The sequence below is a fragment of the Niallia sp. FSL W8-1348 genome, assembly GCF_038006745.1.
Taxonomy (GTDB): Bacteria; Bacillota; Bacilli; order Bacillales; family Cytobacillaceae; genus Niallia; species Niallia alba.
Genome location: NZ_JBBOVV010000003.1, coordinates 1 through 24,958, shown reverse-complemented (window position 1 = coordinate 24,958; position 24,958 = coordinate 1). Strand labels below are relative to the sequence as shown.

Annotated in this window: 24 protein-coding genes, 1 tRNA gene and 2 pseudogenes; 22 read left to right on the top strand and 5 right to left on the bottom strand. The window is 34.2% G+C overall.

Features of this window, described 5'->3' with window-relative positions; translation table 11 throughout:
- The first annotated feature begins 183 nt into the window (after positions 1-183).
- From NST60_RS22920 to NST60_RS22880, 9 genes are all read left to right on the top strand, one after another.
- Positions 184-882, top strand: a complete 699-nt coding sequence (locus NST60_RS22920; RefSeq protein WP_016203019.1) for a DUF4912 domain-containing protein — start codon at positions 184-186, stop codon at positions 880-882.
- Positions 879-3,332, top strand: a complete 2,454-nt coding sequence (locus NST60_RS22915) for a glycosyltransferase (RefSeq protein ID WP_341100388.1) — start codon at positions 879-881, stop codon at positions 3,330-3,332. The genes NST60_RS22920 and NST60_RS22915 overlap by 4 nt, the downstream gene beginning before the upstream one ends.
- A gap of 25 nt (positions 3,333-3,357) precedes the next feature.
- Positions 3,358-3,984, top strand: a complete 627-nt coding sequence (locus tag NST60_RS22910) for a hypothetical protein (RefSeq protein ID WP_169188835.1) — start codon at positions 3,358-3,360, stop codon at positions 3,982-3,984.
- A 67-nt stretch (positions 3,985-4,051) separates the two neighbouring features.
- Positions 4,052-4,201 carry a 50S ribosomal protein L33 gene (gene rpmG / locus NST60_RS22905; protein WP_016204868.1) on the top strand — a complete coding sequence of 50 codons (150 nt, stop codon included), beginning with the start codon at positions 4,052-4,054 and terminating at the stop codon, positions 4,199-4,201.
- Between the two features lie 69 nt (positions 4,202-4,270).
- Positions 4,271-4,840, top strand: a complete 570-nt coding sequence (locus NST60_RS22900; RefSeq protein ID WP_169188834.1) for a 5-formyltetrahydrofolate cyclo-ligase — start codon at positions 4,271-4,273, stop codon at positions 4,838-4,840.
- Positions 4,833-5,609 carry a DUF92 domain-containing protein gene (locus NST60_RS22895; protein ID WP_169188833.1) on the top strand — a complete coding sequence of 259 codons (777 nt, stop codon included), beginning with the start codon at positions 4,833-4,835 and terminating at the stop codon, positions 5,607-5,609. The genes NST60_RS22900 and NST60_RS22895 overlap by 8 nt, the downstream gene beginning before the upstream one ends.
- A gap of 110 nt (positions 5,610-5,719) precedes the next feature.
- Positions 5,720-5,920, top strand: coding sequence for a hypothetical protein (locus NST60_RS22890; protein WP_169188832.1), 201 nt, complete (start codon positions 5,720-5,722; stop codon positions 5,918-5,920).
- A gap of 366 nt (positions 5,921-6,286) precedes the next feature.
- Positions 6,287-7,402, top strand: coding sequence for an IS4 family transposase (locus NST60_RS22885; protein WP_100525938.1), 1,116 nt, complete (start codon positions 6,287-6,289; stop codon positions 7,400-7,402).
- Positions 7,403-7,701: 299 nt separating this feature from the next.
- Complete coding sequence (locus tag NST60_RS22880) at positions 7,702-9,219, top strand: rhomboid family protein (RefSeq protein ID WP_169188831.1); 1,518 nt, start codon at positions 7,702-7,704, stop codon at positions 9,217-9,219.
- Here the strand turns inward: NST60_RS22880 and NST60_RS22875 are convergent.
- Positions 9,209-10,081, bottom strand: a complete 873-nt coding sequence (locus tag NST60_RS22875) for a hypothetical protein (protein ID WP_169188830.1) — start codon at positions 10,079-10,081, stop codon at positions 9,209-9,211. The two genes, NST60_RS22880 and NST60_RS22875, sit on opposite strands and share 11 nt — an antisense overlap.
- A gap of 362 nt (positions 10,082-10,443) precedes the next feature.
- On the opposite strand from NST60_RS22875, the gene NST60_RS22870 reads away from it, so the two are divergent.
- The 7 genes from NST60_RS22870 (at position 10,444) to NST60_RS22840 (ending at position 17,637) form a co-directional block, all read left to right on the top strand.
- Positions 10,444-10,656 (top strand): YqgQ family protein, encoded by a 213-nt coding sequence (locus tag NST60_RS22870; protein ID WP_040344238.1) that lies wholly within the window; start codon positions 10,444-10,446, stop codon positions 10,654-10,656.
- A 2-nt stretch (positions 10,657-10,658) separates the two neighbouring features.
- Entirely contained in the window at positions 10,659-11,621 is a 963-nt protein-coding gene (locus NST60_RS22865; protein ID WP_016204876.1) for an ROK family glucokinase, read from the top strand.
- A gap of 316 nt (positions 11,622-11,937) precedes the next feature.
- Positions 11,938-13,836 carry an LTA synthase family protein gene (locus tag NST60_RS22860; RefSeq protein WP_341100378.1) on the top strand — a complete coding sequence of 633 codons (1,899 nt, stop codon included), beginning with the start codon at positions 11,938-11,940 and terminating at the stop codon, positions 13,834-13,836.
- Between the two features lie 232 nt (positions 13,837-14,068).
- Positions 14,069-15,256: a M14 family metallopeptidase gene (locus NST60_RS22855; protein ID WP_016204878.1), complete on the top strand. Its 1,188-nt coding sequence runs from the start codon at positions 14,069-14,071 to the stop codon at positions 15,254-15,256.
- A gap of 188 nt (positions 15,257-15,444) precedes the next feature.
- A complete protein-coding gene (locus NST60_RS22850) occupies positions 15,445-16,572 on the top strand; it encodes a YqgU-like beta propeller domain-containing protein (RefSeq protein WP_016204879.1) in 1,128 nt (375 codons plus the stop codon).
- A gap of 99 nt (positions 16,573-16,671) precedes the next feature.
- Positions 16,672-16,989: an MTH1187 family thiamine-binding protein gene (locus NST60_RS22845; RefSeq protein WP_016204880.1), complete on the top strand. Its 318-nt coding sequence runs from the start codon at positions 16,672-16,674 to the stop codon at positions 16,987-16,989.
- Positions 16,990-17,001: 12 nt separating this feature from the next.
- Positions 17,002-17,637 carry an MBL fold metallo-hydrolase gene (locus NST60_RS22840; RefSeq protein ID WP_016204881.1) on the top strand — a complete coding sequence of 212 codons (636 nt, stop codon included), beginning with the start codon at positions 17,002-17,004 and terminating at the stop codon, positions 17,635-17,637.
- A 60-nt stretch (positions 17,638-17,697) separates the two neighbouring features.
- Here the strand turns inward: NST60_RS22840 and NST60_RS22835 are convergent, their stop codons facing one another.
- A complete protein-coding gene (locus tag NST60_RS22835; RefSeq protein WP_016204882.1) occupies positions 17,698-18,396 on the bottom strand; it encodes a helix-turn-helix transcriptional regulator in 699 nt (232 codons plus the stop codon).
- Between the two features lie 579 nt (positions 18,397-18,975).
- On the opposite strand from NST60_RS22835, the pseudogene NST60_RS22830 reads away from it, so the two are divergent.
- Positions 18,976-19,907 (top strand): annotated as a pseudogene (locus tag NST60_RS22830) (cation diffusion facilitator family transporter).
- Positions 19,908-20,336: 429 nt separating this feature from the next.
- On the opposite strand, the gene NST60_RS22825 reads toward NST60_RS22830, so the two are convergent.
- Positions 20,337-20,408, bottom strand: a tRNA-Gln gene (locus NST60_RS22825).
- A gap of 212 nt (positions 20,409-20,620) precedes the next feature.
- Here NST60_RS22825 and NST60_RS22820 point away from each other — a divergent pair.
- Positions 20,621-21,325: pseudogene (locus NST60_RS22820) on the top strand (ATPase, T2SS/T4P/T4SS family); the annotation flags it as partial.
- 22 nt (positions 21,326-21,347) lie between these two features.
- Here the strand turns inward: NST60_RS22820 and NST60_RS22815 are convergent.
- Positions 21,348-22,802 carry a recombinase family protein gene (locus NST60_RS22815; protein ID WP_341100369.1) on the bottom strand — a complete coding sequence of 485 codons (1,455 nt, stop codon included), beginning with the start codon at positions 22,800-22,802 and terminating at the stop codon, positions 21,348-21,350.
- Positions 22,803-22,875: 73 nt separating this feature from the next.
- Entirely contained in the window at positions 22,876-23,508 is a 633-nt protein-coding gene (locus tag NST60_RS22810; protein WP_341100366.1) for a LexA family protein, read from the bottom strand.
- A gap of 176 nt (positions 23,509-23,684) precedes the next feature.
- Between NST60_RS22810 and NST60_RS22805 the strand changes: the two genes are divergently transcribed.
- The 4 genes from NST60_RS22805 to NST60_RS22790 form a co-directional block, all read left to right on the top strand.
- Positions 23,685-23,930: a helix-turn-helix domain-containing protein gene (locus tag NST60_RS22805; RefSeq protein WP_341100701.1), complete on the top strand. Its 246-nt coding sequence runs from the start codon at positions 23,685-23,687 to the stop codon at positions 23,928-23,930.
- Positions 23,931-23,953: 23 nt separating this feature from the next.
- On the top strand, positions 23,954-24,094 hold the full coding sequence (locus NST60_RS22800) for a hypothetical protein (protein ID WP_341100364.1): 141 nt from the start codon (positions 23,954-23,956) through the stop codon (positions 24,092-24,094).
- Positions 24,069-24,746, top strand: coding sequence for an ORF6C domain-containing protein (locus NST60_RS22795; RefSeq protein WP_249937858.1), 678 nt, complete (start codon positions 24,069-24,071; stop codon positions 24,744-24,746). Before NST60_RS22800 ends, NST60_RS22795 begins: the two co-directional genes overlap by 26 nt.
- A gap of 13 nt (positions 24,747-24,759) precedes the next feature.
- Positions 24,760-24,958, top strand: a 199-nt coding sequence (locus tag NST60_RS22790) for a hypothetical protein (RefSeq protein ID WP_341100355.1), incomplete at its 3' end; no start/stop codon positions are given.

The window sequence follows — 24,958 nt, the reverse complement described above, 5'->3', positions numbered from 1 at the left end:
ACGTAAGTTAAAGCATAATCCGACAAAATCTGTTCATTGTAGCATTACCAATTCAGTGGTAACATAATAGTATAAATAGGGAACTAAAAAGAATCTTGTAGACATATACTAGTAAGTTGCGATACATACAACAAAGATAAAACAGGAAAAGAAAACAAAATTTAGAAAGAGGTGCTAGTTCTATTGATTGAACAAATTGTAAATTTAAGACGTAAAGGACTTTCTTTCCGGAAAATTGCCATCGAACTAAATTCAACTGTAGGTAAAGTTCAATACCAATGGAAAAAGTACGTAAAAGAACAAGAGGTAACTGGACAAGTAGAAGAGAAAAAGATTAATAAGGAATTACAAATGAAGAATCCTTATGTAACCGAAAATTTTTGGACAAGCATTGATTTATTAGCAAAGAAAAATGGCATGGAAGCTTGGTTAACAAGCGAAGAAACGGCATTAGTATTTTGGAGAATACCTGAAGGGAAATGGCAGCTAATTTCAACTTATTATGATATTGACCCCAATAGCTGTTCTTTGGCAATAAAGATTAACGATATAACGAGCATTATATATAATGGAAGCAATGCGCATAATTATCGTTTGCTACCGGTTGAAAATAAACAGGAATCGGTTGTACTAAAAGACTTAGTGCCAAACAGAAGTTTTTGTTTTGAAATTGGCGTCCTCGATGTTTATCAATCCTTTTTGCCTATATTACAGTCTAATTCATTACATACGCCTAGAACTTCACAAGATCATACTGGAATAATGGAAAAAGAGTTGCTGAAATGGGAAAATGGGGATGTTTCCATTCCAAATTGGATTGAGCATGTAAGTACCTATAGCTATTATGAATTAGAAGAGCAAGAGGATGTGAAAAAGAAATGAATGGTTCTTATTTTCAATTGATTGTAATCAATAAGATCCCTTTTATGAACTATTTTTCGAAAGATAAGCACGCTAAAAAGGAGTTTTATGAACAGACAATAAATTTTATAAACTTTCTTTACCATACTGAAAAGGATAATCCGTCTTATACCATTCAACTTGTTATACCACCAATATATTTGGAGATGCTGGATTTACCGTCGTTTCGAGAAGAAATAACAGAATTTTTAGAAAAAGAAGCTCAGGATGTTGAATTACTTTCTTATTGGCTTCAAAAGGAGAAAAATTTATTAAAAGTACTTAAGAAACTCATCCAAGAAAATCGAATCGAACTGCTTGGAAGTCCCGCTTCTTTCTCCCTTTTATCAAATGTTTCAACCAGTACAGGTGTTCAATTGCAAATGGAAATGGGTTTATCGATTATCGATGATTATTTAGATTATCGTCCAAAAGGATTTTGGTTTCCAGAAGGATATTTTTCACCTGGCTTGGACTTATATTTGAAAAAAGAGAAGTTAACATACAGTTATCTAAATAGTGCAACAATCTATCATAGCGATCCTTTACCAAGTGATGTTGGAATCGCAGTGGAATCCCCACATGATGTGGTTTTCTTTCCGATAGAAGAAAGTTTGTATCAGATTTTTCAAGTAGAGAATGTGACTAAACATGCCTGGGATAAAGCAATTATGGAGTTGCTTGAGTCGTATAATCATTATACAAATGAGTCGGTCTTGTCCCTACCAATTAACTTAGATAACTATGTAAAGGTGCGGGAAGATCTTAATAAAACGATCCGTTACTTAAGTGATGAAGGCTATATGGTTCATATCACGCCTAATACGTATTTAACGCAATTTAGTCAAGGGATGGATCATGTACATTTATGTGCCTCTTTCTTAAACCGTGACAGAAAAAGAAATATGCATAAACAAAGCTCTTCATATGTCTCTTTAGCTTTTATGGAAAGAGAAATTCATCAATGGAGACAAACTACTTTAAATACGGACAGTCAAAGGATTCAGAAACAGCTGGAAAAAGAATGGATAATGCTAAGCGCTTTACTTTACCAAGATAATGGGGAAAAAGAAGTAGCTGCAGACTACCTGGACGCAGCAAATAAGTTAAGTAGGTATTTGAAAGGATCTATTGATAAAGAGTGGTTATCTTTCAGAGAACAAGAGTACCCGATTTTAAATACAACAATCCAGATGACTAATCAGAAGTTAATCCAAAAGGAGTCGGCAAATAGAAAAAAAGCACTCATTTTATCATGGGAATATCCACCAAATGTAATCGGTGGTCTCGGAACACATGTAGTGGGATTAACAAGTAGTCTAGTGAAAAATGGATATGAAGTTCATCTTATTACAGCACAAGATATGAACAAAGGAGCAGAAGATGTAGAAGAAAAGGACGGTTTATTTGTTTATCGAGTCAAACCAATGCATAGTATGGAACATAATTTTATCCATTGGATTGGCGGATTAAATCTTGCAATGTGGGATAAAGCAGTAGAAATAGCTAAGCATATGACTTTCGATTTGATTCAAGCACATGATTGGCTAGTAGGTGCTGCCGCGCTTTCATTAAAGGATCAATTCCAAATTCCTTTAATCGCCACAATACATGCGACAGAGCATGGCAGAAATGGCGGAATCTATACGGAAATGCAGAAGTTTATCCATGAAAAAGAAAGGCAGCTTATACATGCAGCAGATTCTTTAATCGTTTGCAGTGAATATATGCAGAATGAAGTAATGACGGTTTTTGAAGTAGAACAAGCAAAAATTTCTGTTATCCCAAATGGAGTAGAATCTTTAAAAATGGAAGAGATTTCGCTTGCGCCAATTGAATCCTCTTATCTGAACAGTAACCAAAAAATTATTTTTGCTATGGGAAGAATGGTTAAAGAAAAAGGTTTTGGGACGCTATTAGAAGCGGCAAGAAAATTGCTTAAGAAGAGATCGGATATTTCTTTTGTTATAGCGGGAGTCGGACCAATGTATGATGAGTACCAAAAATTTATTGAGAGAAACCGACTATCGGAAAATGTCCGGTTGATAGGCTATTTACAGGAAGAACAGAAGAATGCATTTTATGCCCATGCAAATATCGTAGTGATACCGAGTTCATATGAGCCATTTGGGATTGTAGCCCTAGAATCATTAGTATTTGCAATTCCAACGATTGTTTCCCAGACGGGTGGCTTAAAAGGAATTATTAAAGATAAAGAAACAGGACTATATATGGAACCAAATAATGCAGAAAACTTAGTAGAGAATATAGAGTATTTATTGGAAAACCCATTAGTAGGTAAAGAGATTGGTCAAAATGGCAAAAAATTAGTGAGCCACCTTTTTAGTTGGAATCGAATTGGGGAAGAAACAAGAAGAGTTTTTGATGAACTAATCGTTCATGCTAAGGTGAAAGAATCCATATCTAATTAAAAATATTAGAGTAGGTGAAGATAGAATGAAAATTGAGGCTAATTTACAAAAAGACTTTCAAAGTGTTCAAAGAAAGCTATTAATGAAAAAATTAACGACAACACCTGGAATTTGGATTGATGGCAAAACATATTGGATTCAGAACGGTTATGAAAAATTAATACCTGAGCATTCCATTTCTGTGCATGTAAAGCAAATACACAAACATTCCAAAATACAATATAATGAAATTTATGTGCGTAATCATTCTACTGAAACGAAGAAAATGAAAATTCTAGTCTTAAATTACTTTACTAAAGCTTATCAAGAACATCTTTCATTTGTTTCACCTACGGAAAACGTCATCTATCATTCCATCGATGACCAGCTCTATTTAGTAAATGGGAAACATGAAACAACGAGTATCGAACAGAGAACGGTACAACCTATTTGGAATGTACACACAGAGCTTATCTGGAACAATAATCATAAAGGCATTCTTAAATATCAACCAATGGCTAAAGGTTCAAGTGTAAGTATCTTTTCCTTAAACATGGAAGTTAAGCCCCAATCAACTGGCATTAGCCGTGCTTGGTCGATAACGGGCACAGAAAAAAAAGATATTTTAGATTTGAATCATATTCTAATGAAAACAAGTACTAGCATTTCCTAACAAAAGATGTTATCATATAAAAGTCGTATGCACGAACTAGCAACCTATAGTTTGGAGGGAAATAAACATGCGTGTAAACATTACGTTAGCTTGCACTGAATGTGGTGATCGTAACTACATTTCTAAAAAAAATAAACGAAATAATCCAGATCGTCTTGAGCTAAAAAAATATTGCTCAAGAGAAAAACGTACTACAGTTCACCGTGAAACAAAATAAGCAGAAGGGGATATCCCTTCTGTTTTTTTCATATTTTAAAACAGAAGGCAAGGATGGTGTGTACATAAGATGCAGGAAAAAAAACAGTTTCGAACAAATATAATCAAACAACTACATAAAATTAGTAAGCCTCAATATGAGCAAATGTCTTATCAGATAGCTCTCCAATTATATAAGGACGTTTCCTTTACTTCTGCTAATCATATCGGGATTACCATTTCCAAATTTCCTGAAGTTGATACTTATCAAATTATTCGTACAGCTTGGCAATTAGGAAAAAAGGTAAGTATTCCAAAGTGCGACCCCGCAACTAGACAAATGACTTTTCGCCAATTAGAGCATTTTAATCAGCTTGAATCTGTTTATAGTAATTTGTTCGAACCTATTGTAGAAGAAACAGAACAAACAGATCCAGCACAAATTGATTTACTCCTTGTTCCAGGGCTAGCCTATTCGCCAAAAGGATATAGACTAGGTTTCGGAGGAGGATATTATGACCGCTTTCTGCAAAATTATAAAGGAAAGACAATATCGTTAGCTTTTTCTATGCAGCTACAGAAAGAAATCCCAAAAGAGAACCATGACCTAGCAGTCCAAAAAATAATTACAAATGAAGGGGTATTATGTACAGATGAGTAGTATTATATATCCTATTTTCATTTTTTTTGTTTCTTATTATGCTTTCAAACGTCGATCTTTAACTAAGAGTGGTGCAATTGCAGCTTTTTTCGTCGGTACAGGAATTGCGATCGGGTTTGGCTATAAAGGATTAATTGTTCTAGGAGTATTTTTTGTGTCTTCTAGTATGTTTTCAAAATACAAAGGGAAAACAAAACAATCGATGGCAGAAAAAACACAAAAAGGATCTACTCGCGATGCATTACAAGTTATGGCAAATGGAGGGTTTGCTGCCATTGCTAGTATCGTTTATTATTTTACTAAAGACTCCATTTGGATTACTGTTTTCTCCATTTTGCTTGCAGCTGCCAATTCGGATACATGGGCTTCTGAAATTGGTTCATTAAGTAAAAAAAATCCAATCTCTGTTCGAACATGGAAACCAACAGAAACAGGCACTTCAGGGGCAATCAGTGTTTTAGGGACATGGGCTGCATTAGCAGGGGCGTTTGTTATTGCATTAACAGCAATCGTATTATTTCCCATTCATTTAGGAGGATTTGTTAGCATCATTCTATTTGGATTTCTAGGGAATGTTATTGATACCATTTTAGGAGCATTTGTACAAGTGGAGTATAAGTGTCCAGTTTGTGGGAAAATTTTTGAAACAAAGTGGAAATGTCATGAAAGCCTAGTTAAGATAAAAGGGTTTGCTCTATTTAATAATGATATGGTGAATGTACTTTCTGGTTTGTTGGCAGCCTTGTTGTATTTTGTCTTCTTTCAGTAATGATTTACCATAGCCTATTTGCGGAATTAAGATACGGGAATATTTTCACATAATCAAAACGGATAAAATTAATTTTTATCACCAAACTAACTATTAGGAGGGATGGAAAAATGTCAAGAGTATTCTCCATTTTACTAATTGTGTTAGGTGGATATTATTTAATTCAAAAACGTTACCGTGTCATGAATACCATATTAAGGAATCCATTGATCCGTAAATATGCTGTAAGAGTATTATTGAGTGTTCCTAGTATAAAAAGAATGATGATGAATTCTGTTTTTGGCCGTTCGCAAAACACTATTTATCAATAACTTTCAAAAAGCATAGAATGGTTGATAGATCCTGTTTAAAACACCGAATTTATTTCAGTCATAATACCCTGTGAGATCACACAGGGTATTTCCTTTGCTATTATAGTTTCTAAATTTCTTTAAAGGGTAATCTGTAAAATACGGTTTCCCTTTATTATTAGCAAACATTAAAACATGATCTAGCTACATATATTAGCTGCATAGAGTATAATTTAATGGTATTTTATCACTAGTGTTGCGTTAATTTAATTTAACTATTAAAAATACTTGAAATGTTCAATTTTATCATTTTATGCAAAGAAAAAGTCCTTTATAATGGATAAGTTAGGTGGTAACCCGTCCAAATCCACTAAAAAGGACTATCGCATGGACAAGATTACACGAAAAACTTCATTTGGACAATGGTTTTCACCAATAAATCTTCAATTATTTGAAGAAAACGTGAAAACGTTGAAATTAGATTTCTATACGAAAAAACTAACGACAGAGTCATTTCTAAAATTATTACTTTTTGCGCAGCTAGAAGAAGTCGAAAGTCTGCATGCGCTGAGCGATTGTCTTTTCGATGATCAACTGCAAAAGGGCATTGATCTTGATTCTATCAGTATTTCCCAACTCTCACGCCGTTTAAATGGCATGAATCCAGACTTATTCCAAAAGCTTTTCCTTGATTTAGTTTCACAAATTCATGCCAAAACGCACAACACGAAACTTGTGATGCCATTAAAAATCATTGATTCAAGCACATTGCCTCTCAATTTGACTAATCATAAATGGGCAAAATTCCGCAAAACAAAAGCGGGTGTTAAATTGCACTTACGCCTTGTGTTTATGGAAAAAGGTATATCCTATCCCGAAAAGGCCATTATGACAACGGCCAAAGAACATGACCGCGGTCAGCTTGAAGTAATGGTTGATGACAAGGAATGTATGTATGTGTTTGACCGTGGTTACTTAGACTACGAACGCTTTGATCGGATGACAGATGACGGCTACTTTTTCCTTTCTAGGCTGCGAAAAAACGCAGTCATACGGGAGGTTTACGATTTTAAACTACCCGAGAATACATCTGTTTTGTCGGATCAAATGGTGTTGATTGGTACGACGCAAAACCGTGCCGAAAATTACTTTCGTCTTCTAAAAGTGATTGATTCAAAAGGAAATGAGCTTCATTTAATCACAAATCGTTTTGATTTAAGTGCTGAAGAAATCTCAAAGATGTATAAATCACGCTGGGCGATTGAGTTATTTTTCAAATGGATTAAACAACATCTCCATATCAAAAAGTTTTACGGCCAAAGCGAATGGGCAATTCAGAATCAAGTGTTTATCGCACTTATTGTTTTTTGCCTGCATGTTCTCGCACAAATCGAGACAAAAAGTAAACGAAAAACCCTACAAATTAGCCGATATTTACGGGCAGCTTTGTGGAAACCAGCACATATTTGGCTTCGAAAGATTGAAGGAAAAACCATTCCTTAATAAACAAATTGTCGTCGTCTCTTAAGTCTAATTGTAAAAAAATTTCCAAATGGATGGATCCACCTTTAGTTGGGTATTTACTTTTTTGGCTCTTAACAGGGGACATATTTAAACTGAATATTCTAACAACATTTATGCAACACTAGTGGTATTTTATTATAAAAAAGGAAATGATAGACCCTTTATAGTATTGTTAAGGAAAAGGTGATTTCCTAAAAATGACGACGTTTCTTTTTTAAGCAACTGGAGAATGAAAAAAGAGAAGTTTATACAGTGTTCGGAGAGTAGGGAGAGAACAGATGGAGATAGAACAATATAAATATTGGAGATTAGTCGATTTTTTAGTGACTGAATGTCAGTATAAAATAATTTATCTATCAGAAGACCAACAAGAGATATGGCTAGAGGAGCAAAGCGGTGCAATAAAGTATCCCGTTATTCGTTTATTTCGTATTGATTTGGATTGGAGTAATTGGCTAAGTAGAGATATGGAAAGAACCTCATTAAATGCTGAAAGAATTAGACGTACATTGCGCAATCGCTCTCTTAAAGTGGAGAGTATGTATATAACAGCTTTTCCTCCTGTCGATTCCTTTGCACATTTAATTGATAAGCCATTTATTAGTGCGGATAAAAAAGTAGAAATTAAAACAGTCCTTCTCGATCGGTCTATCGAAGAATGGGAGTTAGCTGGACATACTATAGCTGACTTGAATGTCGTTCCTGATACAGAGGAAGAACGAAACGCACAAATTGAAACATATAAAGAAGATGTTTTTACCCATATAAAACAAAATGAACAAGAAGAAAGACAGCTGTTTCATTTTGGCAAACCTTTTATATCTTATCTTTTTATCGCTATTCAAATTATTATGTTTTTCTTAATGGAAGGAAGTGGGGGAAGTACCAACAGTGAAACGTTAATTAATTGGGGGGCAAAAGTAAATTATTTAATCGCCGATGGGGAATGGTGGCGACTAATAACGCCGATTTTCTTACATATTGGGATATTACATTTACTAATGAATTCGATTGCACTATATTATGTGGGACCATTAATTGAGCGGATTTTTGGAAACAGTCGATTCTTATTTATTTATCTATTTGCTGGGTTTAGTGGGGTATTTGCGAGCTATTTATTAAGTCCCTCTTTATCTGCTGGGGCAAGTGGTGCCATTTTTGGATGTTTTGGGGCTCTTCTTTATTTTGCCTGGCAATTTCCAAAGCTTTTTTTTCGCGTGATGGGATGGAATGTTATCATTATTATCATTATTAATCTTATTTTTGGATTTACTATTCAAGGAATCGATAATGCCGGCCATATTGGCGGTTTAGTAGGTGGATTTTTGGCGACTGCTATCGTCCATTTTCCCAAGAAAAAAAGCTGGAAAATCCAGCTCAGCGCTTTGGTTATGACCTTATTACTGATAGGTATAGGGATTAGCTATACGGCGAGTACAGCTGTGTTACATAGAGTGGATAAATCCGCACTTAATTTGGTTAATAATTACATAAATGATGAAAAATACGCGCAAGCTGAAGAAGTGTTGAATAAAGTTGAATTTAAAAATAATGAAAACTATTATTTCTTACTTTCTTATATTCAGCTTAAGAATAAGGAATTTGCCAAAGCAGAAGAGAATCTTCAAAAAACAATCGCTTTGAATCCGCAATTTCATGAGGCTTATTATAATTTAGCCGTAGTCAGTCTTTATAATGAAGATTTAACCAAGGCAAGAGAATATATACAAACAGCGATAGAATTAGACGAAAATAATCTTAAATATCTTCGTTTATGGGATAAAATTAAAGAGTAGATATTTGCTGCCTTAAAACAATTGGCTCATCATCTGCTGTGGTAAATAAGATAAGAAGATGGTTGTCACTAATTAAAATTATTGGAATAGAACTTCCGATGGGATCTGCAATGGTTCCATCTTCTTTTATAATGCCAAGGAAATAGTTTTTGTAAAGTCCCTCTGTTAATTGTCCGATAATTTTGGCGCTTTGTTCCTTGGAAAAATGCGGGAGAGGTGCATCGTTGTATGGTGTTAATTCTGTAAGTAAAAGTTTAGTATGGTATTGATCAGCTGAAATATGGAATTTCTTTAACCCTTGACGATAAGCGTACTCCGCATAGTCAAATGCCTCTTTATCTAATGTTTTGGCCCAATCCTTTTCTACTAAGTTATTTGGATGATGAAAAAAAATAGGTGTGTTTTCAAATTTTGAGTTGATAACATATAAATTATCGGCAGAAATTTTTTGTGAGCTGAATATTCTTTCACTGGCATCATGTATTTCGGCATAATGAAAAGTAATAGCTTGTAAATAGTTGCTTTCTCTTTCAACGACTGTCTTTTTCTCGGAAAGTTCTAATGTATTTTGCTTCCATTCTCCCATCGTGCTTATCAATTTCCCATTTGCATACAGTAAGCTCATGTCTTGTCTTAAATAGGCTAGCTTATTAATAGAAGAATTACTTTCCCAAAGAATGCTGTATTCATCAAATCTTTTTTTGCTAAAGGTAAGCGTTGTATTTGCTTTTGGAAAGGTCACAGTAGGATCTATTGGAAAATAAGTTATACTCTCCTTTGCAATCTGCTTTTGTTGAAAAATATAGAAAATAGAAACGAGAATGAGAAGAGATAGAGTTAAACGAATAAAATCTTTTTTCATTATTTTCACCGCTCCATCTTAAGAATGCTAATGTGGCATAAGCCTGTCTTATATACACTTCTTTCATTATATGAATAAAAAAGAAAAATATGATAAAGAAAACTAACCATCAGTGGAGGTTTTTCTTTATCTTCCACTGATGGTTAGTTGCTCCTGCTGCCTGGGATAAAGGCTTGGTATTTAAGAGAAATTGATTCACTCTTTTTTGCTTTTTGACGAGGAATAACTATTCTAATAGTGAAAAACAATCTGCTGTTGAGGAAACAGTTCATTTCCTATATACTTAATTTGAAAACGATTAATTTATCACTTTATGCAAACCTTTGCAGCAGGTAGAATAATGGATGAAAGCGAGGGGTACCATGCAAACAATTTATGATGTACAACAGTTTCTAAAAAGTTATGGAACAATTATTTATGTAGGCGATCGAGTAGGCGATTTACAATTAATGAAATCGGAAATAAAAGAATTATATCATTCTCAATTAATAAAGGAACAAGAATTCGACTCTGCGATGCGCTTGCTTAATCATGAAATACAACATTTAACAGATGAGAAAAATAGGGGGAATTGAGGATGCAGGAAAAATGGGTAGCTGGAATTGATTTAGGCGGAACAACAGTGAAAATTGCCTTTTTATCATTAAATGGCGATTTAATTGATCATTGGGAAATCCCTACCGATAATTCAGAAGAAGGAAAAAACATTACTTCAGATATAGCAAAATCGATTGATGCTAAATTGCAAGAATTAGGTCATTCAAAGGAAGATGTTTTAGGTGCAGGAATGGGTGCACCAGGACCATTTGATTATGAAACAGGAATCATTTTTAATACGGTCAATTTAGGATGGCCAGATAATTTTCCATTAAAAGCTAGACTAGAAGCAGATTTAGGACTGCCAGTAACCATAGATAATGATGCGAATTGTGCAGCTTTAGGTGAAATGTGGAAGGGAGCTGGAGAAGGATCTAAAGATTTGGTTTGCGTAACACTTGGCACTGGTGTAGGTGGCGGTGTTATTATTAATGGAGATATCGTACAGGGAGTAAAGGGTGCTGCTGGTGAAATAGGACATCTAACTGCTATTGTTGAAAATGGTGCTCTTTGTAACTGCGGGAAAACAGGTTGTTTAGAAACGATTGCCTCTGCAACTGGAATTGTCCGTTTAGCGAAAGAACGATTAGCACAAAGACATACATTAAGTGAGCTTCATTCTGTGTTGGACCAAGAAGGCGCTATTACAGCAAAGGATGTATTTGATGCAGCAAAAAGAGGCGACGAATTAGCAAATGAAATCGTGCAATTTGTTGCATTTCATTTAGGGTTGGTATTAGCAAACATCGCCAATACATTAAATCCTGAGAAAATTGTAATTGGAGGCGGTGTATCAAAAGCTGGTGACGTTCTGTTGAATCCTGTAAAGGAGAATTTCATGAAATTCTCTTTTAAAAGCGTAGCAGAGTCAACAGTCATTGATGTGGCAACGCTTGGGAATACAGCAGGGGTAATTGGTGCTGCGTGGCTTGCAAAACATTAATCTAGTTATGTAGGAATATATAATATAACTTTTTAAATCTAATATTTTCGCAAATCTTCTTCTATTAGGGAGAAGATTTTTTGTGAGAAAAATAGATTGAACATTCAGAAAAATTCCTCTTTGAAAAAGTACTATTTTTTTGAAACTTTTCTTCTGGTTGGACGTCTAAAAAAGAGTAAGTTATTATAATAATACATGAAGATGAAAAATAGATTAAAATTTCATAAAGATTGGCTTTATATAATAAAATAATTGTAAAATGTGTAAAGTGATCATTTAGAGATTTTGTTTGATCAATAGTTAGGAGGATTCATCATTGTTTAAGAAAAAAATAGAATGGTCTAAGCTATCACTTATAACGATTGCAACAGTTTTACTATGGATTAAAACAAATATTGCATATATTACTAGCTTTGATATTAAAATTGAAAATTGGGTTCAACAATTTATCTTAATTATTAACCCTTTAAGCTCGTTATTGTTTATTTTGGGAATATCCATGTTTTTCTCAGCGAAAAATCAAAAAAGATATATATTCACCTCTAGTTTGATTCTCTCTTTTGTATTATATGCGAATGTAGTTTTTTATCGCGTCTATACAGACTTTTTAACCCTCCCGCTTCTATTTCAAACTAGTAATATGAGCGATTTGGGGAGTAGTGTCAGGGAGTTAATTCATGTTACGGATATTCTTTTCTTTATTGATATTATTTTGCTTGCAGTAATAATGAAAAAGAAACCATCCTTTTTAAAGATTCCAAAATACACAAAAGTTCAGCAAAGTATTTTCTATTTATTTACGATTAGCTTAGCATTTTTTAATTTGAGTTTAGCAGAAACACAAAGAACACAGTTGTTAACAAGAACATTTGATCGAGAGCTTTTAGTAAAGAATATTGGTACTTACAACTACCAGCTATATGATATTTTTCTGCAAACAAAGACTTCTGCACAAAGAGCATTTGCAGATGGCAGTGAATTAACAGATATGCTTAACTATAATCAGGCGAATTATACTGAACCAAATAAGGACATGTTTGGAATCGCCAAAGGAAAAAACGTGATAATGGTAAGTTTGGAGTCTACTCAGAGCTTTACTGTAAATCGCGAAGTAAATGGGGAAGAGATTTCACCTTTCTTGAACGAATTTATTAAAGATAGTTTTTATTTTGAGAACTTTTACCATCAGACTGGACAGGGTAAAACATCTGACTCCGAATTTATTGTAGAAAATTCATTGTATCCTTTAAGCAGAGGGGCAGTTTTCTTTACTCATTCTGGAAATGAATATCAAGCAGCACCAGAAATTTTAAGCGAGAATGGCTATTTTACCGCATCTCTTCATGCAAATAATAAAAGTTTCTGGAATCGTGATATAATGTATCAAAGTCTAGGATATGAACGTTTTTATGAAATTAATGATTACGATGTAAATGAGGAAAACTCTGTCGGTTGGGGACTGAAAGATATTGATTTCTTTGAACAATCTATTGCGCATTTAAAAGAAATGCCTCAGCCTTTTTATAGTAAATTTATTACGCTGACAAATCATTTTCCTTTTGAACTAGATGAAGAAGACAAATTAATTGAGCCGCTAACAACAGGAAGCAGAACGCTTAATAATTTTATACCGACTGTTCGTTATCAGGATGAAGCCTTGAAAATCTTTATTGAAAGATTAAAAGAGGAAGGTCTCTATGAAAATAGTATTATTGTTTTATATGGAGACCATAATGGAATTTCTGAAAATCATAATAAAGCAATGAGTGAGTTATTAGGAGAAGAAGTGACTCCATTTGTAAGTACTCAATTGCAAAGAGTTCCATTTGCAATCCATATTCCAGGAATGGAAGGAAAAACAATCTCCACTGTATCGGGTCAAATGGATATTAAACCTACTCTACTTCATTTGTTAGGGATCGAGACTAAAAATGATATTCAATTTGGATCTGATCTATTCTCAAAAGACAATGACCAATTTGTTGTATTGCGAGACGGTAGCTTTATCACTGAAGATTATGTATATACAAAAGAGGTATGCTATGATCGAGCAACAGGAGAAGCGGTTGATGGAAATGCATGTGAGGCATATATCGAACAGGCGAATTTAGAATTGCAGTATTCCGATAGCATTATTTATGGAGACCTATTGCGTTTTTATGATAAAGAAAAAGGAATGCTTGATATGATAGAAGAAACGAATCAAAAAGAATAGGATGATTGTAGCTTTGGGACATACTTGTAATAACTAGTATGTTACGAAGCTTTTTTTATTGTAGTAATACCTAAATGCAAGCTGCTGAGAACGAAGGAAGCCGAGGTCTGGCAAGTGTAACTAACCATCAGTGGGGATGATGAAAACCCCGGAAGTTTTCTTAATCGCCTATTTTCGCTATGAATGTTTTGATGGAATGTTCATATATATAAATAGGGAGAGGAGTGAACATATGGAGATAAAATTGAGACCAGGGGATACACTTTGGTACTATAGTCAGCTTTTTATGGTTCCCTTAAATCTTATTTTAGACAGTAATCCTAGCGTAAATCCAAATAAATTAGCAGTATCTGAAACAATCCAAATTCCTGGATTTGAATCACAAGTTCATCAAATAAAGCATGGAGAAACCTTGTGGAAAATTGCGGGTGTAAGAAATATTTCGGTTGATAGTCTTTTATTATTAAATCAACAACTGAATCCCAATAATCTTAAAGTAGGGGACGAAGTTTTAATTCCTAATCGCATCATTAAAAGGTTTGTAGATGGGAAGAAAAAATATGATTATTCTTCTTTGCAGGAAGATATCAATCGTTTAAAAAAAGTTTTCCCTTTCATTACAGTGCATACAATTGGTAATAGTGTATTAGGACAAAACATAGAGGAAATTAAAATTGGAAAAGGAACGAAAAACGTTCATATAAATGCATCCTTCCATGCGAATGAATGGATCACTACACCGATTATAATGACGTTTTTAAATGATTTCTTATTATCTTTAACTAATGCAACAACTTTCCGCAATGTTCGAACAATGCCCTTGTATCAGTCTGTGGATCTATCGATTGTACCAATGGTTAACCCAGATGGAGTAAATTTGGTTTTAAATGGACCTCCCGAGGGACAAAAGGAAAAAATTATCTCGATAAATGAAGGGAGTATCGATTTTACTGGCTGGAAAGCAAATATCCGTGGCGTCGATTTGAATAATCAGTTTCCTGCAAATTGGGAAATTGAAAAGGAAAGGAAAGAACCAAAAGGGCCAGCACCGAGAGATTATCCAGGAGATACTCCATTGTCCGAACCAGAGGCTCAAGTGATGGCAGAACTTGCAAAAAAGGAGCAATTTGACCGATTATTAGCTTTACATACACAAGGGAAAGAATTTTATTGGGGCTACGAAGGACTGGAACCAGCAGAATCAAGGACATTAGCTAATGAATTTTCAAGAGTGAGTGGATATAAGGCTATTCAAAATGTTGATAGTCATGCAGGGTATAAAGATTGGTTTATACAAGAATTCAGAAAACCGGGTTTTACAATCGAGTTAGGAAAAGGGATAAACCCACTTCCTCTTTCTCAATTTGCCGAAATCTACCATGATACAACGGGAATTTTCTTAGCTTCCTTATATATGTAGTATCATTTAAGCACTTGGATATGATTTTATAGGCAAACTGGAGCAAAAGTACATTAAATTGAGTCATATTTCTTATTTTAGCAAAATATCAAAGACTATTTAAAAAAAGCCGAAAAAAATCGGCTTTTTTGTGTTACTATTCTATAGAGTAAAAAAAAACAGGAAAAGTATTTATAGGGGTGTGAAAAATGTTTCTAATAGGTAAGAGAAATACACTAGGAATAGTTCTTCTCTTCACTTTTTTCACACTAATTCTGTCTAGCTGTAGCCCTAGACAGAATGATTCAGCCAGTGAAAATGAAGCGAAGGACAAAAATGTTAACAACAACACGATGCTTCCTCCTATAAGCCCGATTGAAGGAGAATTTGAGCAAGTATATGGCTGGATACAGAAAGATACGATTTGTTATTCGGCAAAAGTAGAAGGTGTATATAAAATTTATACATATAATATCTATACAGGGAAACATATCCCTTTGTATGAGTCGGACACAGAATTATCGAATGTGATGATAAACAATAATAAACTTTTACTATATAGTGCTCTTTCTGATGAGGAAGGAGAAATGCATATAATTGATGCAAAAGGTAGCGAGATCCTTTCTAGAAAGTTTCAAAGTTATGAAACAGATTTTGCATGGAATCCACATAATGAAAATGAATTATTAGTTACTACCTTCACTAAGGATTGGGAGAGCAAAGTGTTTACATTAGATATTCAAGAAGACGTATTAAATGATTTCCCTGTCTCTACACCGTTTCCACAATGGTTAACAACAGAGAATGTAATGTATCTTGATTGGGATCAAAATAATCCTTCCTTATATGCACCACTGAAAATATTTGATTTAGAAACAGCAGAAGAAAAGGAATTAGAACTTCCTAATATTTATTTTATCGATCAGAAAAATGAATTTCTCTTTACTCTATCAAGTACAGGGAACGAGGAGGAAGCTGTTTATTCCTTTTATGACATAGATTTAAATAAACATGGGACTATTCAAGTTCCACGACTATCCAAATTTGCTAATTGGCTAGTTCCGAACTATGCGATTTATCAGGATAAATTGATAACTTTTGTTCCGAAAGAAAATGGGAATGCTGAAACCTATCAAGATGGTTTTGAACTTATAGAAATAGATATGAACACAGGTGAAAGTAAAAAAATATTTACCGATACGGAATTAGAGGACCAGCCAATCCAAATTTCAAGCGACGGAAAGTACTGTCTTTTTGGCTATTATTTAGAAAATATGTTGGAGATAGAAACGGGAGAAATCACTCCTTTGTTTTCCTCTAATATTCACAATAGTTGATGTTGAAATAAAAATATGCCATCATAATCATGAACTAAGATCAATGGTTGATTGTATGAAAGACGACGACTAATTTTTGCAGCGGAAGGGGAAGTTAATATGGCAATTGTAGATGTAACAGTAATACCAGTAGGAACGCAAACGCCAAGTGTAAGTGCATATGTAGCAGATATTCAAAAAGTACTAATGGATTATGAGGAAAAAGGCCAGATTCGTTTTCAATTAACACCAATGAATACAATTATTGAAGGCGAGCTACCGATATTGTTTGAAGTTATTCAAGCAATGCATGAAGTACCATTTGAAAAAGGCCTTGTCCGTGTTTGTACGAATATCCGTATTGATGATAGACGAGACATTACTAGAAAAATGGAAGATAAAGTAGAACGTGTTCTAAGTCATTTGGAAAGCAAATAGGAGGAAAAGTTCATGGAATATAAACAAGTTCCTTTAGGGCCAATCCAAACGAATTGTTATTTAGTATGGAACGAAAATAAGGATTGTTTAGTGATAGACCCTGGTGCAAATGGGGAAAAGTTAATTAAGATAATTCAGGAGTTAGAGGTATCTCCTATAGCGATTCTTTTAACACATGCACATTTTGATCATATTGGCGCAGTTGAAGATGTTAGAACAGAGTATAGCATTCCTGTTTATGTACATAGCAAAGAAGAAGAATGGTTAATTAACCCGAAATTAAATGGAAGTGAAGCATTTAGACTTCCGAATCCTATTGTAGCGAGACCTGCTGAGCATTTCTTAGATGAAAACCCAAGCATGACAATCGGTGATTTTACATTTCAAGTGATGGAGACACCAGGGCATTCTCCAGGTAGTGTTACGTTTTATTTTAAAAAAGAGAATTGGGCATTTGTTGGAGATGCGCTTTTTTATGAAAGTATTGGCAGGACAGATTTAGTTGGCGGAAACCAAAGAACTTTACTAAATAGTATTCATGAGAAGTTATTGAATTTGCCAGAAGAAACATTGGTTCTGTCAGGTCATGGTAGAAAAACGACAATTGAGCATGAAATGGATCATAATCCATATATAAATGGGTTTTAAAAATTGCTGCAATAAGAAAAAGGAGAGAATGGGGAGCAATATCCCTTCTCTCCTTTTTTCTTATTGAACGATGGTTTTGTAGGCGCATTGATCACAGCCACTAATAATGTTTTGTTTTTCAATTAACTGAACATCTGTAAACAATGCTTCAAACATTCCAGTAAAGAAGGATTGATGCATCGTACAAACTTTATCCTTATGCTCTAGGGCTACTTCTTTAAATGGGCAGTTATATATTTCGAAATATAAAGAGGTTTGATCGTCGTTCCATTCTAGTGCAGGTAATTGTCCTGTCATTAAACTCGCATTTTGTAATAAACGCAGTTTATCTTCATTAGATAATATTGCTGTATTGTTTGTAAAACGGGCAATCTCATGCTCCATCATTTCCTTACCAAATGTTTTTCCTGTTTCATAAAGCGCTTTGCTTCCCTCTGCTCCAAGGCTTTCGAGCGTTTTCAACAAAATATTGCTTAATAATTGGTAGTCTCGAAACGGAAAGCTAAATTGAATGACTTCATCTGATAAGCGATATAATCTGCTTGGACGACCACCTTTACCCGTTTTCTTTGTTTCCGAGTGCAGCATTCTTACATCTTCTAATTTAGATAAATGCAAGCGAGCTACGTTTGGATGAATGGAGAATTCATCCGCAATTTCCTGAACAGTAACATCTTGATGCCTTTTAGTAATGTACTGATAAATATAGAAACGAGTTGGATCAGATAATACATTCGTAACTTTTAGTGTATTTTCCATATCAAATGTTCCTCCTGAGGACTAATTTTCTTTATTATAATATAGCAATCTACCATAAACATGGTTAAAACGATAAGTTTATAAAATGTTCACAACTTCACAAATATTTTGTTCATAAAATGTACATATTCACTGTTTGAAGCATGAACATCGTAATAAATTGTTTAATGATTAATATTTAAAGCATTCATTGACATCTTTTTGTACTGATTATATAATTTATATATGAATATATGTTCATATAAGAAAATAAATATCGTGTTTGATCTGCATTCCCTTTTTATAACAAGCTGAATCGCTAAGAAACTCTCCGGTAAATTTTCGATAAGTGCAATTAACCATCAGTGCGGGATCACTGCTGGAGGTTTTCTTTATCGATCAGGAAGTCATAAAATTTGGTTTTTGCCACAAAATATAGGGAATAAAATTATTTTCTAGAGGTTCTTAAACTGGGATATACATAGAAATTCCAGTAACTTCTAAAGGATTAATGCAGCAAAGCTACAGCAATATTTAGAGAAACGCGATTGAAAAAGTTAATAATATATCGATTTTAATTAGTGGTAGGAGGAAGATAATATGGGGCATTCTCATGGACACGACCATAGTCATCATGGACATCATCATGGTTTTGAAGAAATAAGAGAAGGAAATAAAAAGGGTTTACTTATAGCATTATTAATCACGACAGGTATTATGTTGTTGGAGTTTTTTGGTGGCTTGCTTACGAATAGCCTCGCTTTATTATCAGATGCAGGCCATATGTTAAGTGATGCGAGTTCCCTTTTTCTAAGTTTCCTAGCAATCTGGTTTGCGTCTAGACCGCCATCTGCTAATAAAACGTATGGATATTATCGCTTTGAAATTTTAGCTGCTCTATTTAATGGTGTTACTCTGTTTATAATCGCCTTTTTTATCATCATGGAAGCAATACAGCGATTTTCTCAACCACCTACTGTAGCCAGTGGAACGATGATGGTTATAGCTGTAATTGGTCTACTAGCAAATATGATCAGTGCCATCGCATTATTGAGAAAAGGGGATGTAGAGAACAATGTTAATTTACGAAGTGCCTATTTACACATTTTAGGGGATGCATTAGGTTCTGTTGGCGCAATTATAGCAGGTTTCTTCATGCTCTTCTTTGATTGGTATGTCGCAGATCCAATTATATCTGTCGTAGTCGCGTTATTAATTTTAAAAAGCGGTTGGGGAGTAATAAAAAATTCGATTCATATATTAATGGAAGGAACACCAAGTACTATCAGCCAGGCAGATGTAAAAAGAGAATTAGAAGGAATGGCAGGAGTAATCGATGTCCATGACTTGCATATATGGACTATCACATCTGGACTGGATACGTTAAGCTGCCATCTATTAATTGATGATAAGAGCGATAGTCAAGAAATTCTCCAGCTTGCAATCGATGTTTAAAAGAAAAATTTAACATTGACCATACAACCATTCAAATTGAAAAGTCGCAGATTCAACATGATGATATGAATGTATAACAGATAAGCCACAAGGTTGGGACATAACTAAATAGATACTCTGTAAAGACGAACAATCTCTAATTTAGCTAGTAAATAGCGGCTGCTTTCGCATACTTTTTACAAGAGGAGATATAATTAGTTGGGAAAATAGAGCAGCCGGAATACACGTAGACTCCAGTGGGATTAGCGAGACAGTCTGAGACCCCGGAGGCGAAGCTGAGGAGGCTTAAGCTTAGCCCCACGGAAAGCGAAGTGTATTCCGGCTGCGGGGAACCGCACTAAACTTCATGGAAACATCCTTTTAAAAACAAATGAAAAAATCAAACAATTATACGGGACTTTCATTAGCAGATTCGTATAATTGTTCGGTTTTATCCTTGGCTGGAATAAATATATCACAGCCCCATTTTTCTATATAAAAAAAGGACCCGAAAAGACGGGTCCTAACTGGGCTAGCTGGATTCGAACCAACGAGTGACGGAGTCAAAGTCCGTTGCCTTACCACTTGGCTATAGCCCAAAAATATTTGATATATATAATATGGATGAAAGATGAATTTTTTATACGGAAAACAAACTGAATTTTTTCGGAAATTCTCTGAAAGGTTAATCAACAGTACCTTTTGTAGGGTGCGATAATAAAAAGAAAAAAATTTATAAGTGAAGAAGGAATTTCACCTTTTTTGTCGAAATAAGTAATCGAATAAATAAAAAGGTGGTGTTAAATGAAAAGTGTTATCTATTGAAGCACTAGCAAATCGGATTATACGTGATGCAGTAGAGCAGAACGCTACTGATATTCACATAACCCCAAGGCAAAAGGAATCCATCCTTCAATTACGGATTGCTAATCGTTTGCTTACTAGATTAGTAATATCATCTGTGGAATGTGACAAATTAATTTCCCACTTCAAATTTACGGCCTCTATGGATATTGGCGAAAGAAGAAAACCGCAAAATGGTTCTATTTCCACAACAGTCAATGGTCAGTATATTGGTTTACGTTTATCGACCTTACCATCCCATCCCCATGAAAGCTTAGTAATTCGTGTACTTACCGATCAAAATATGCTCCCAATCTATCACATCTCCTTATTTCCGAATATTTCGCGTAAATTAATTTCCTTGTTAAAGCACGCTCATGGATTAATAATTCTCACCGGTCCGACTGGATCAGGGAAAACGACAACACTCTATTCCCTCTTAAATGAAAATGCACATCTTTATCAACGAAATGTTATTAGTTTAGAAGATCCAATTGAAAAAACACAGGAAAATGTTCTGCAAATCCAAGTTAATGAGAAAGCAGGAATTACGTATTCTACTGGCTTAAAAGCAATCCTACGTCATGATCCTGATATTATTATGGTTGGAGAAATCCGTGATAAAGAAACAGCACATATTGCAATAAGAGCGAGTTTAACAGGACATTTGGTAACTATAATAGGCGCATGCAAGATTATAAGAATTTTATAGATTCGATTACAACAGAGTTGGGCGTAAGTCGCTGTTCTGTTTTATTAACTCTAATTTCTTTAACAATTAATTGGATAAATTTTTTCTTTTCTTGAGTCTCTAATTCATTCCAGTTTTCTTGTAAGTTTTTAAGTGATTTTGCTAATTCAATATTTTTATGGTTTACCTCAAAGTGGTTTTTTATTTTCGAAAGTTTATCCTGTAATTCTTTCTCTTTTTCGTCTTCCTCCTTGTTTCTTTTAATCAAATCAGTATCAGACATCATGTTATTAGCCCATGCATATTGCCATTTAACTCTTCTTTCCTCTAGTTTACCGAGTTCTTTTGTGATTTTATTTATTTTATTTTTACTTTCATCATCATTAAGTACAGACGAAATTGCTTTATTAGCAACTTTATTGTTGAATGTCCATACTGAAATTGCCTTCATAAATTGAATTTCTAAATAATTTTGAGCTATATTAGGAGCGTCACAAGTACCAACCCTTTTATTATTACAATAGTAGTGGTGAGAAATATATTTTTTATCTTTCCTTGTCATACTGCTGGTCTTACCGTTCATAACACCACCACATCTTGCGCATTTTAAAACACCTGTAAATATATGTGGACTAGTTGCTCTTCTCGGATGTTTAACTGAACGTGACTTTATCATCTCTTGTACTTCATAAAATTTTTCCGAAGGAATAATTGCTTCTACTACATTTTCTACCTCAAAGTATTGATCTTTATTAACTCTGTAATTATATCTCATTGTTCCTATATAGATTTTATTAGTTAATACATAATGAATTGTTGCTGTTTTCCAGCTAACACCAGCTTTACTTCTATAACCTTTGTGGTTCATCATCTTGGCAATTTTAGTCATTCCATATAGTCCTGTTAGATAAGTATTAAAAATTTCTCTAACTATATTAGCTTCTTTTTCATTTATCTTTAGAAAATCTCCATCTCGGTCAAATCCTACTGGAGGAACATTAATTGCCCATTTTCCTTCTTTAGCTTTTTGGTTCAAACCCATTCTAATACGCTCGCCCATATTTTCACGTTCCCATTGTGCTAAAGCAGCAACCAATGTGATAAACAATCTTCCCATTGCTGTTGTTGTATCATATACTTCTGTTGCAGATTTAAACTTCACACCATGTTCTTCAAAAAAATTGAGCATTGTGTATAAATCAAGAACTGAACGAGTTAAGCGATCAAGTCTATAAACTAATACACAATCAAATATTCCTTTTTCTATGTCTTTCATCATTTTTTGTAAATCGGTACGCTTCATGTCTTTTGCGCTTTGTCCATCATCGATATAAGTTTTTACTATTATCCACCCTTGAGAAAGGGCATAAGCTTCTAATCTGCTAATCTGCGCTTTTATTGAATATCCTTCCTGAGCTTGTTCTTCAGTTGATACCCTTATATAGATAGCTATTTTCATTTTTATTATCCACCTTTAGAAAAAGGAGAGCCGTCGCTCTCCCCCAAATAATTTTAAATTTCTAGCTAGGAATTTAAAGATCGACTGTAAATCTAATTGCTTTTCCTATTATTCTCGCTGGGTTTTCCTTATTAATGATTATCGGTTCATACGCAGGGTTTTCAGGCATCAACATTATTACTCCGCCTAGTTTTTTCACTCTTTTCAAAGTAGCTTCAGTATCTCCGTTTACTAACACGGCTGCTATTTCTCCGTTTTCTACATCGCTTTGTTGTCTAATCATTACCGAAGATCCATCAGGGATTGTAGGCTCCATTGAATCACCTTTAGCATCAAGGTAATAAATTTCTCCACTTGGTAAATTTTCGGGTGATTCATATCTATAACCAGCAAAATTTTCTTCAACATATATTGGATCACCACAAGCAATTGTTCCTAAAATAGGAACTTTAACTAATTCAGTAGATGAAGAAAAAAGGTTATTAGGCTTGTCCTCCGTAAGATCAGAACGATAAATACCAAAGTAATCAGCCATCAATTGTATTTTATCTATTCTTGGATATGTATTAGCTTTCATCCAATTAGAAACTGTTGTCTCAGGTATATTCAAATCTCTAGCTAAATCAGTTTGATTTTTACCCATGCGATCTAAATATTTTTTAATATTTTTGGCCATTACTTGTTTCAAATTTTCTTTCTCGTCCATTTTCGCACCTCCTTTCTTCATTAATATTACCGTTTTTCGGTAGTGTTGTAAATAGATAAAATACTTTTTTTCGGTATTTTTTTTTACTTTTATGTTTGACAATACCGTTTAAAGGTAGTATATTAAGGACATAAGAAATAAGGAAAGGAGTTGAGAACATGAATCAAAACAATAATATCTTCCAAATTTCTTTAGCAGCTGCTCGTGTAAACGCAAAGTTAAGTCAACAAGAAGCTGCGATAAAACTTGGCGTTACTGAAAAGACATTAGGTAATTACGAGAGGGGGAAAACAGTTATCCCTGGAACAACATTACAAAAAGCAGCAAAATTATATGACATTCCATCTGATCTAATTCGATTGCCTAATGTTAATGATGGAAAACATGATGATGAATTTTTTTTAAATGGTAGTACCGTTTAAAGGTACTAGAGGGGTGCGTCTTAATGAACCAACCATCTGATGAAGCTTTAGAAAGACTATATGTGTTTTTATTAAAAACATCTGTTCCTAGGATTTTAGAAAAAGAAAGACTTAAAGGAGAAAAGGGTGGAAAAATCAATGAATCTAACCATAGCAAAAACTGAACTATTTAATGCAGCACAATGTGACTTTTGGACAAATGAAAATAATGAAGTGTTCATGACGACTGAACAATTAGGAGTTGCTCTAGGATATTCGCAACCTAAAGCAGCTATCGGAAAATTACTTGATAGAAATGAATACCTAAGTAATCAGGAGTTTTCAGGGGTTACCAAATTGACAACCCCTAGCGGCGGAACACAAATGACTCGAATTTTCACAGAAGACGGAATTTATGAAGTAACCATGCTATCCAAAACAGAAAAAGCAAAAGAGTTTCGCCAATGGGTCCGTCAGATACTTAAAGAACTAAGAAAACCCAAAGTACTTACAGATCGTGAACAACGTGTGGAAGCCTTAAAACTAACTCTAGAACATGAAGAAAAGCTGGTTGAATACGATGGCAGACTATCCAAGCTAGAAGACAACGTAAGAATCGATTCATTCGAACAGAATGCCTTGCAGAAGCAGATTAAGAAGCGAGTGTACAAAGTATTTGAAACAGCCAATCCGAATGGATTAGACCTAAAGAAATTGTTCCCCTGCATCCACAGAAACTTTAGAGATGCGTTTGGAGTACCGACCTATCGTGATTTACGCAAGTTGGATTATGAAGAAGCCATTTCATGGGTGAAGACATGGAGACCATTAATTTAAGGAGGACCACAAAATGAAGCAGCCATTACAAAAATTTGAATTTGCAACATCCATACTAAGATTTGCTAAAGATCATGATATTCCTACTGAAACGGTGAAAGAAGCTATTGAATTATTGCATAGAGACCTTTGTCCGAAAAAAGAGCCAATGATTCTTAACGTACCAGAAGTTAAATTTCCACCATTTAAACCATTGAAAGGGAGTTGGCTGT

Bases quoted from the DNA above. Each gene is read 5' to 3' on its own strand.
- NST60_RS22915 (WP_341100388.1), top strand. From the start codon at position 879: ATGAATGGTTCTTATTTTCAATTGATTGTAATCAATAAGATCCCTTTT.
- NST60_RS22910 (WP_169188835.1), top strand. From the start codon at position 3,358: ATGAAAATTGAGGCTAATTTACAAAAAGACTTTCAAAGTGTTCAAAGA.
- rpmG (WP_016204868.1), top strand. From the start codon at position 4,052: ATGCGTGTAAACATTACGTTAGCTTGCACTGAATGTGGTGATCGTAAC.
- NST60_RS22900 (WP_169188834.1), top strand. From the start codon at position 4,271: ATGCAGGAAAAAAAACAGTTTCGAACAAATATAATCAAACAACTACAT.
- NST60_RS22895 (WP_169188833.1), top strand. From the start codon at position 4,833: ATGAGTAGTATTATATATCCTATTTTCATTTTTTTTGTTTCTTATTAT.
- NST60_RS22890 (WP_169188832.1), top strand. From the start codon at position 5,720: ATGTCAAGAGTATTCTCCATTTTACTAATTGTGTTAGGTGGATATTAT.
- NST60_RS22885 (WP_100525938.1), top strand. From the start codon at position 6,287: ATGGACAAGATTACACGAAAAACTTCATTTGGACAATGGTTTTCACCA.
- NST60_RS22880 (WP_169188831.1), top strand. From the start codon at position 7,702: ATGGAGATAGAACAATATAAATATTGGAGATTAGTCGATTTTTTAGTG.
- NST60_RS22875 (WP_169188830.1), bottom strand. From the start codon at position 10,081: ATGAAAAAAGATTTTATTCGTTTAACTCTATCTCTTCTCATTCTCGTT.
- NST60_RS22870 (WP_040344238.1), top strand. From the start codon at position 10,444: ATGCAAACAATTTATGATGTACAACAGTTTCTAAAAAGTTATGGAACA.
- NST60_RS22865 (WP_016204876.1), top strand. From the start codon at position 10,659: ATGCAGGAAAAATGGGTAGCTGGAATTGATTTAGGCGGAACAACAGTG.
- NST60_RS22855 (WP_016204878.1), top strand. From the start codon at position 14,069: ATGGAGATAAAATTGAGACCAGGGGATACACTTTGGTACTATAGTCAG.
- NST60_RS22850 (WP_016204879.1), top strand. From the start codon at position 15,445: ATGTTTCTAATAGGTAAGAGAAATACACTAGGAATAGTTCTTCTCTTC.
- NST60_RS22845 (WP_016204880.1), top strand. From the start codon at position 16,672: ATGGCAATTGTAGATGTAACAGTAATACCAGTAGGAACGCAAACGCCA.
- NST60_RS22840 (WP_016204881.1), top strand. From the start codon at position 17,002: ATGGAATATAAACAAGTTCCTTTAGGGCCAATCCAAACGAATTGTTAT.
- NST60_RS22835 (WP_016204882.1), bottom strand. From the start codon at position 18,396: ATGGAAAATACACTAAAAGTTACGAATGTATTATCTGATCCAACTCGT.
- NST60_RS22815 (WP_341100369.1), bottom strand. From the start codon at position 22,802: ATGAAAATAGCTATCTATATAAGGGTATCAACTGAAGAACAAGCTCAG.
- NST60_RS22810 (WP_341100366.1), bottom strand. From the start codon at position 23,508: ATGGACGAGAAAGAAAATTTGAAACAAGTAATGGCCAAAAATATTAAA.
- NST60_RS22800 (WP_341100364.1), top strand. From the start codon at position 23,954: ATGAACCAACCATCTGATGAAGCTTTAGAAAGACTATATGTGTTTTTA.
- NST60_RS22795 (WP_249937858.1), top strand. From the start codon at position 24,069: ATGAATCTAACCATAGCAAAAACTGAACTATTTAATGCAGCACAATGT.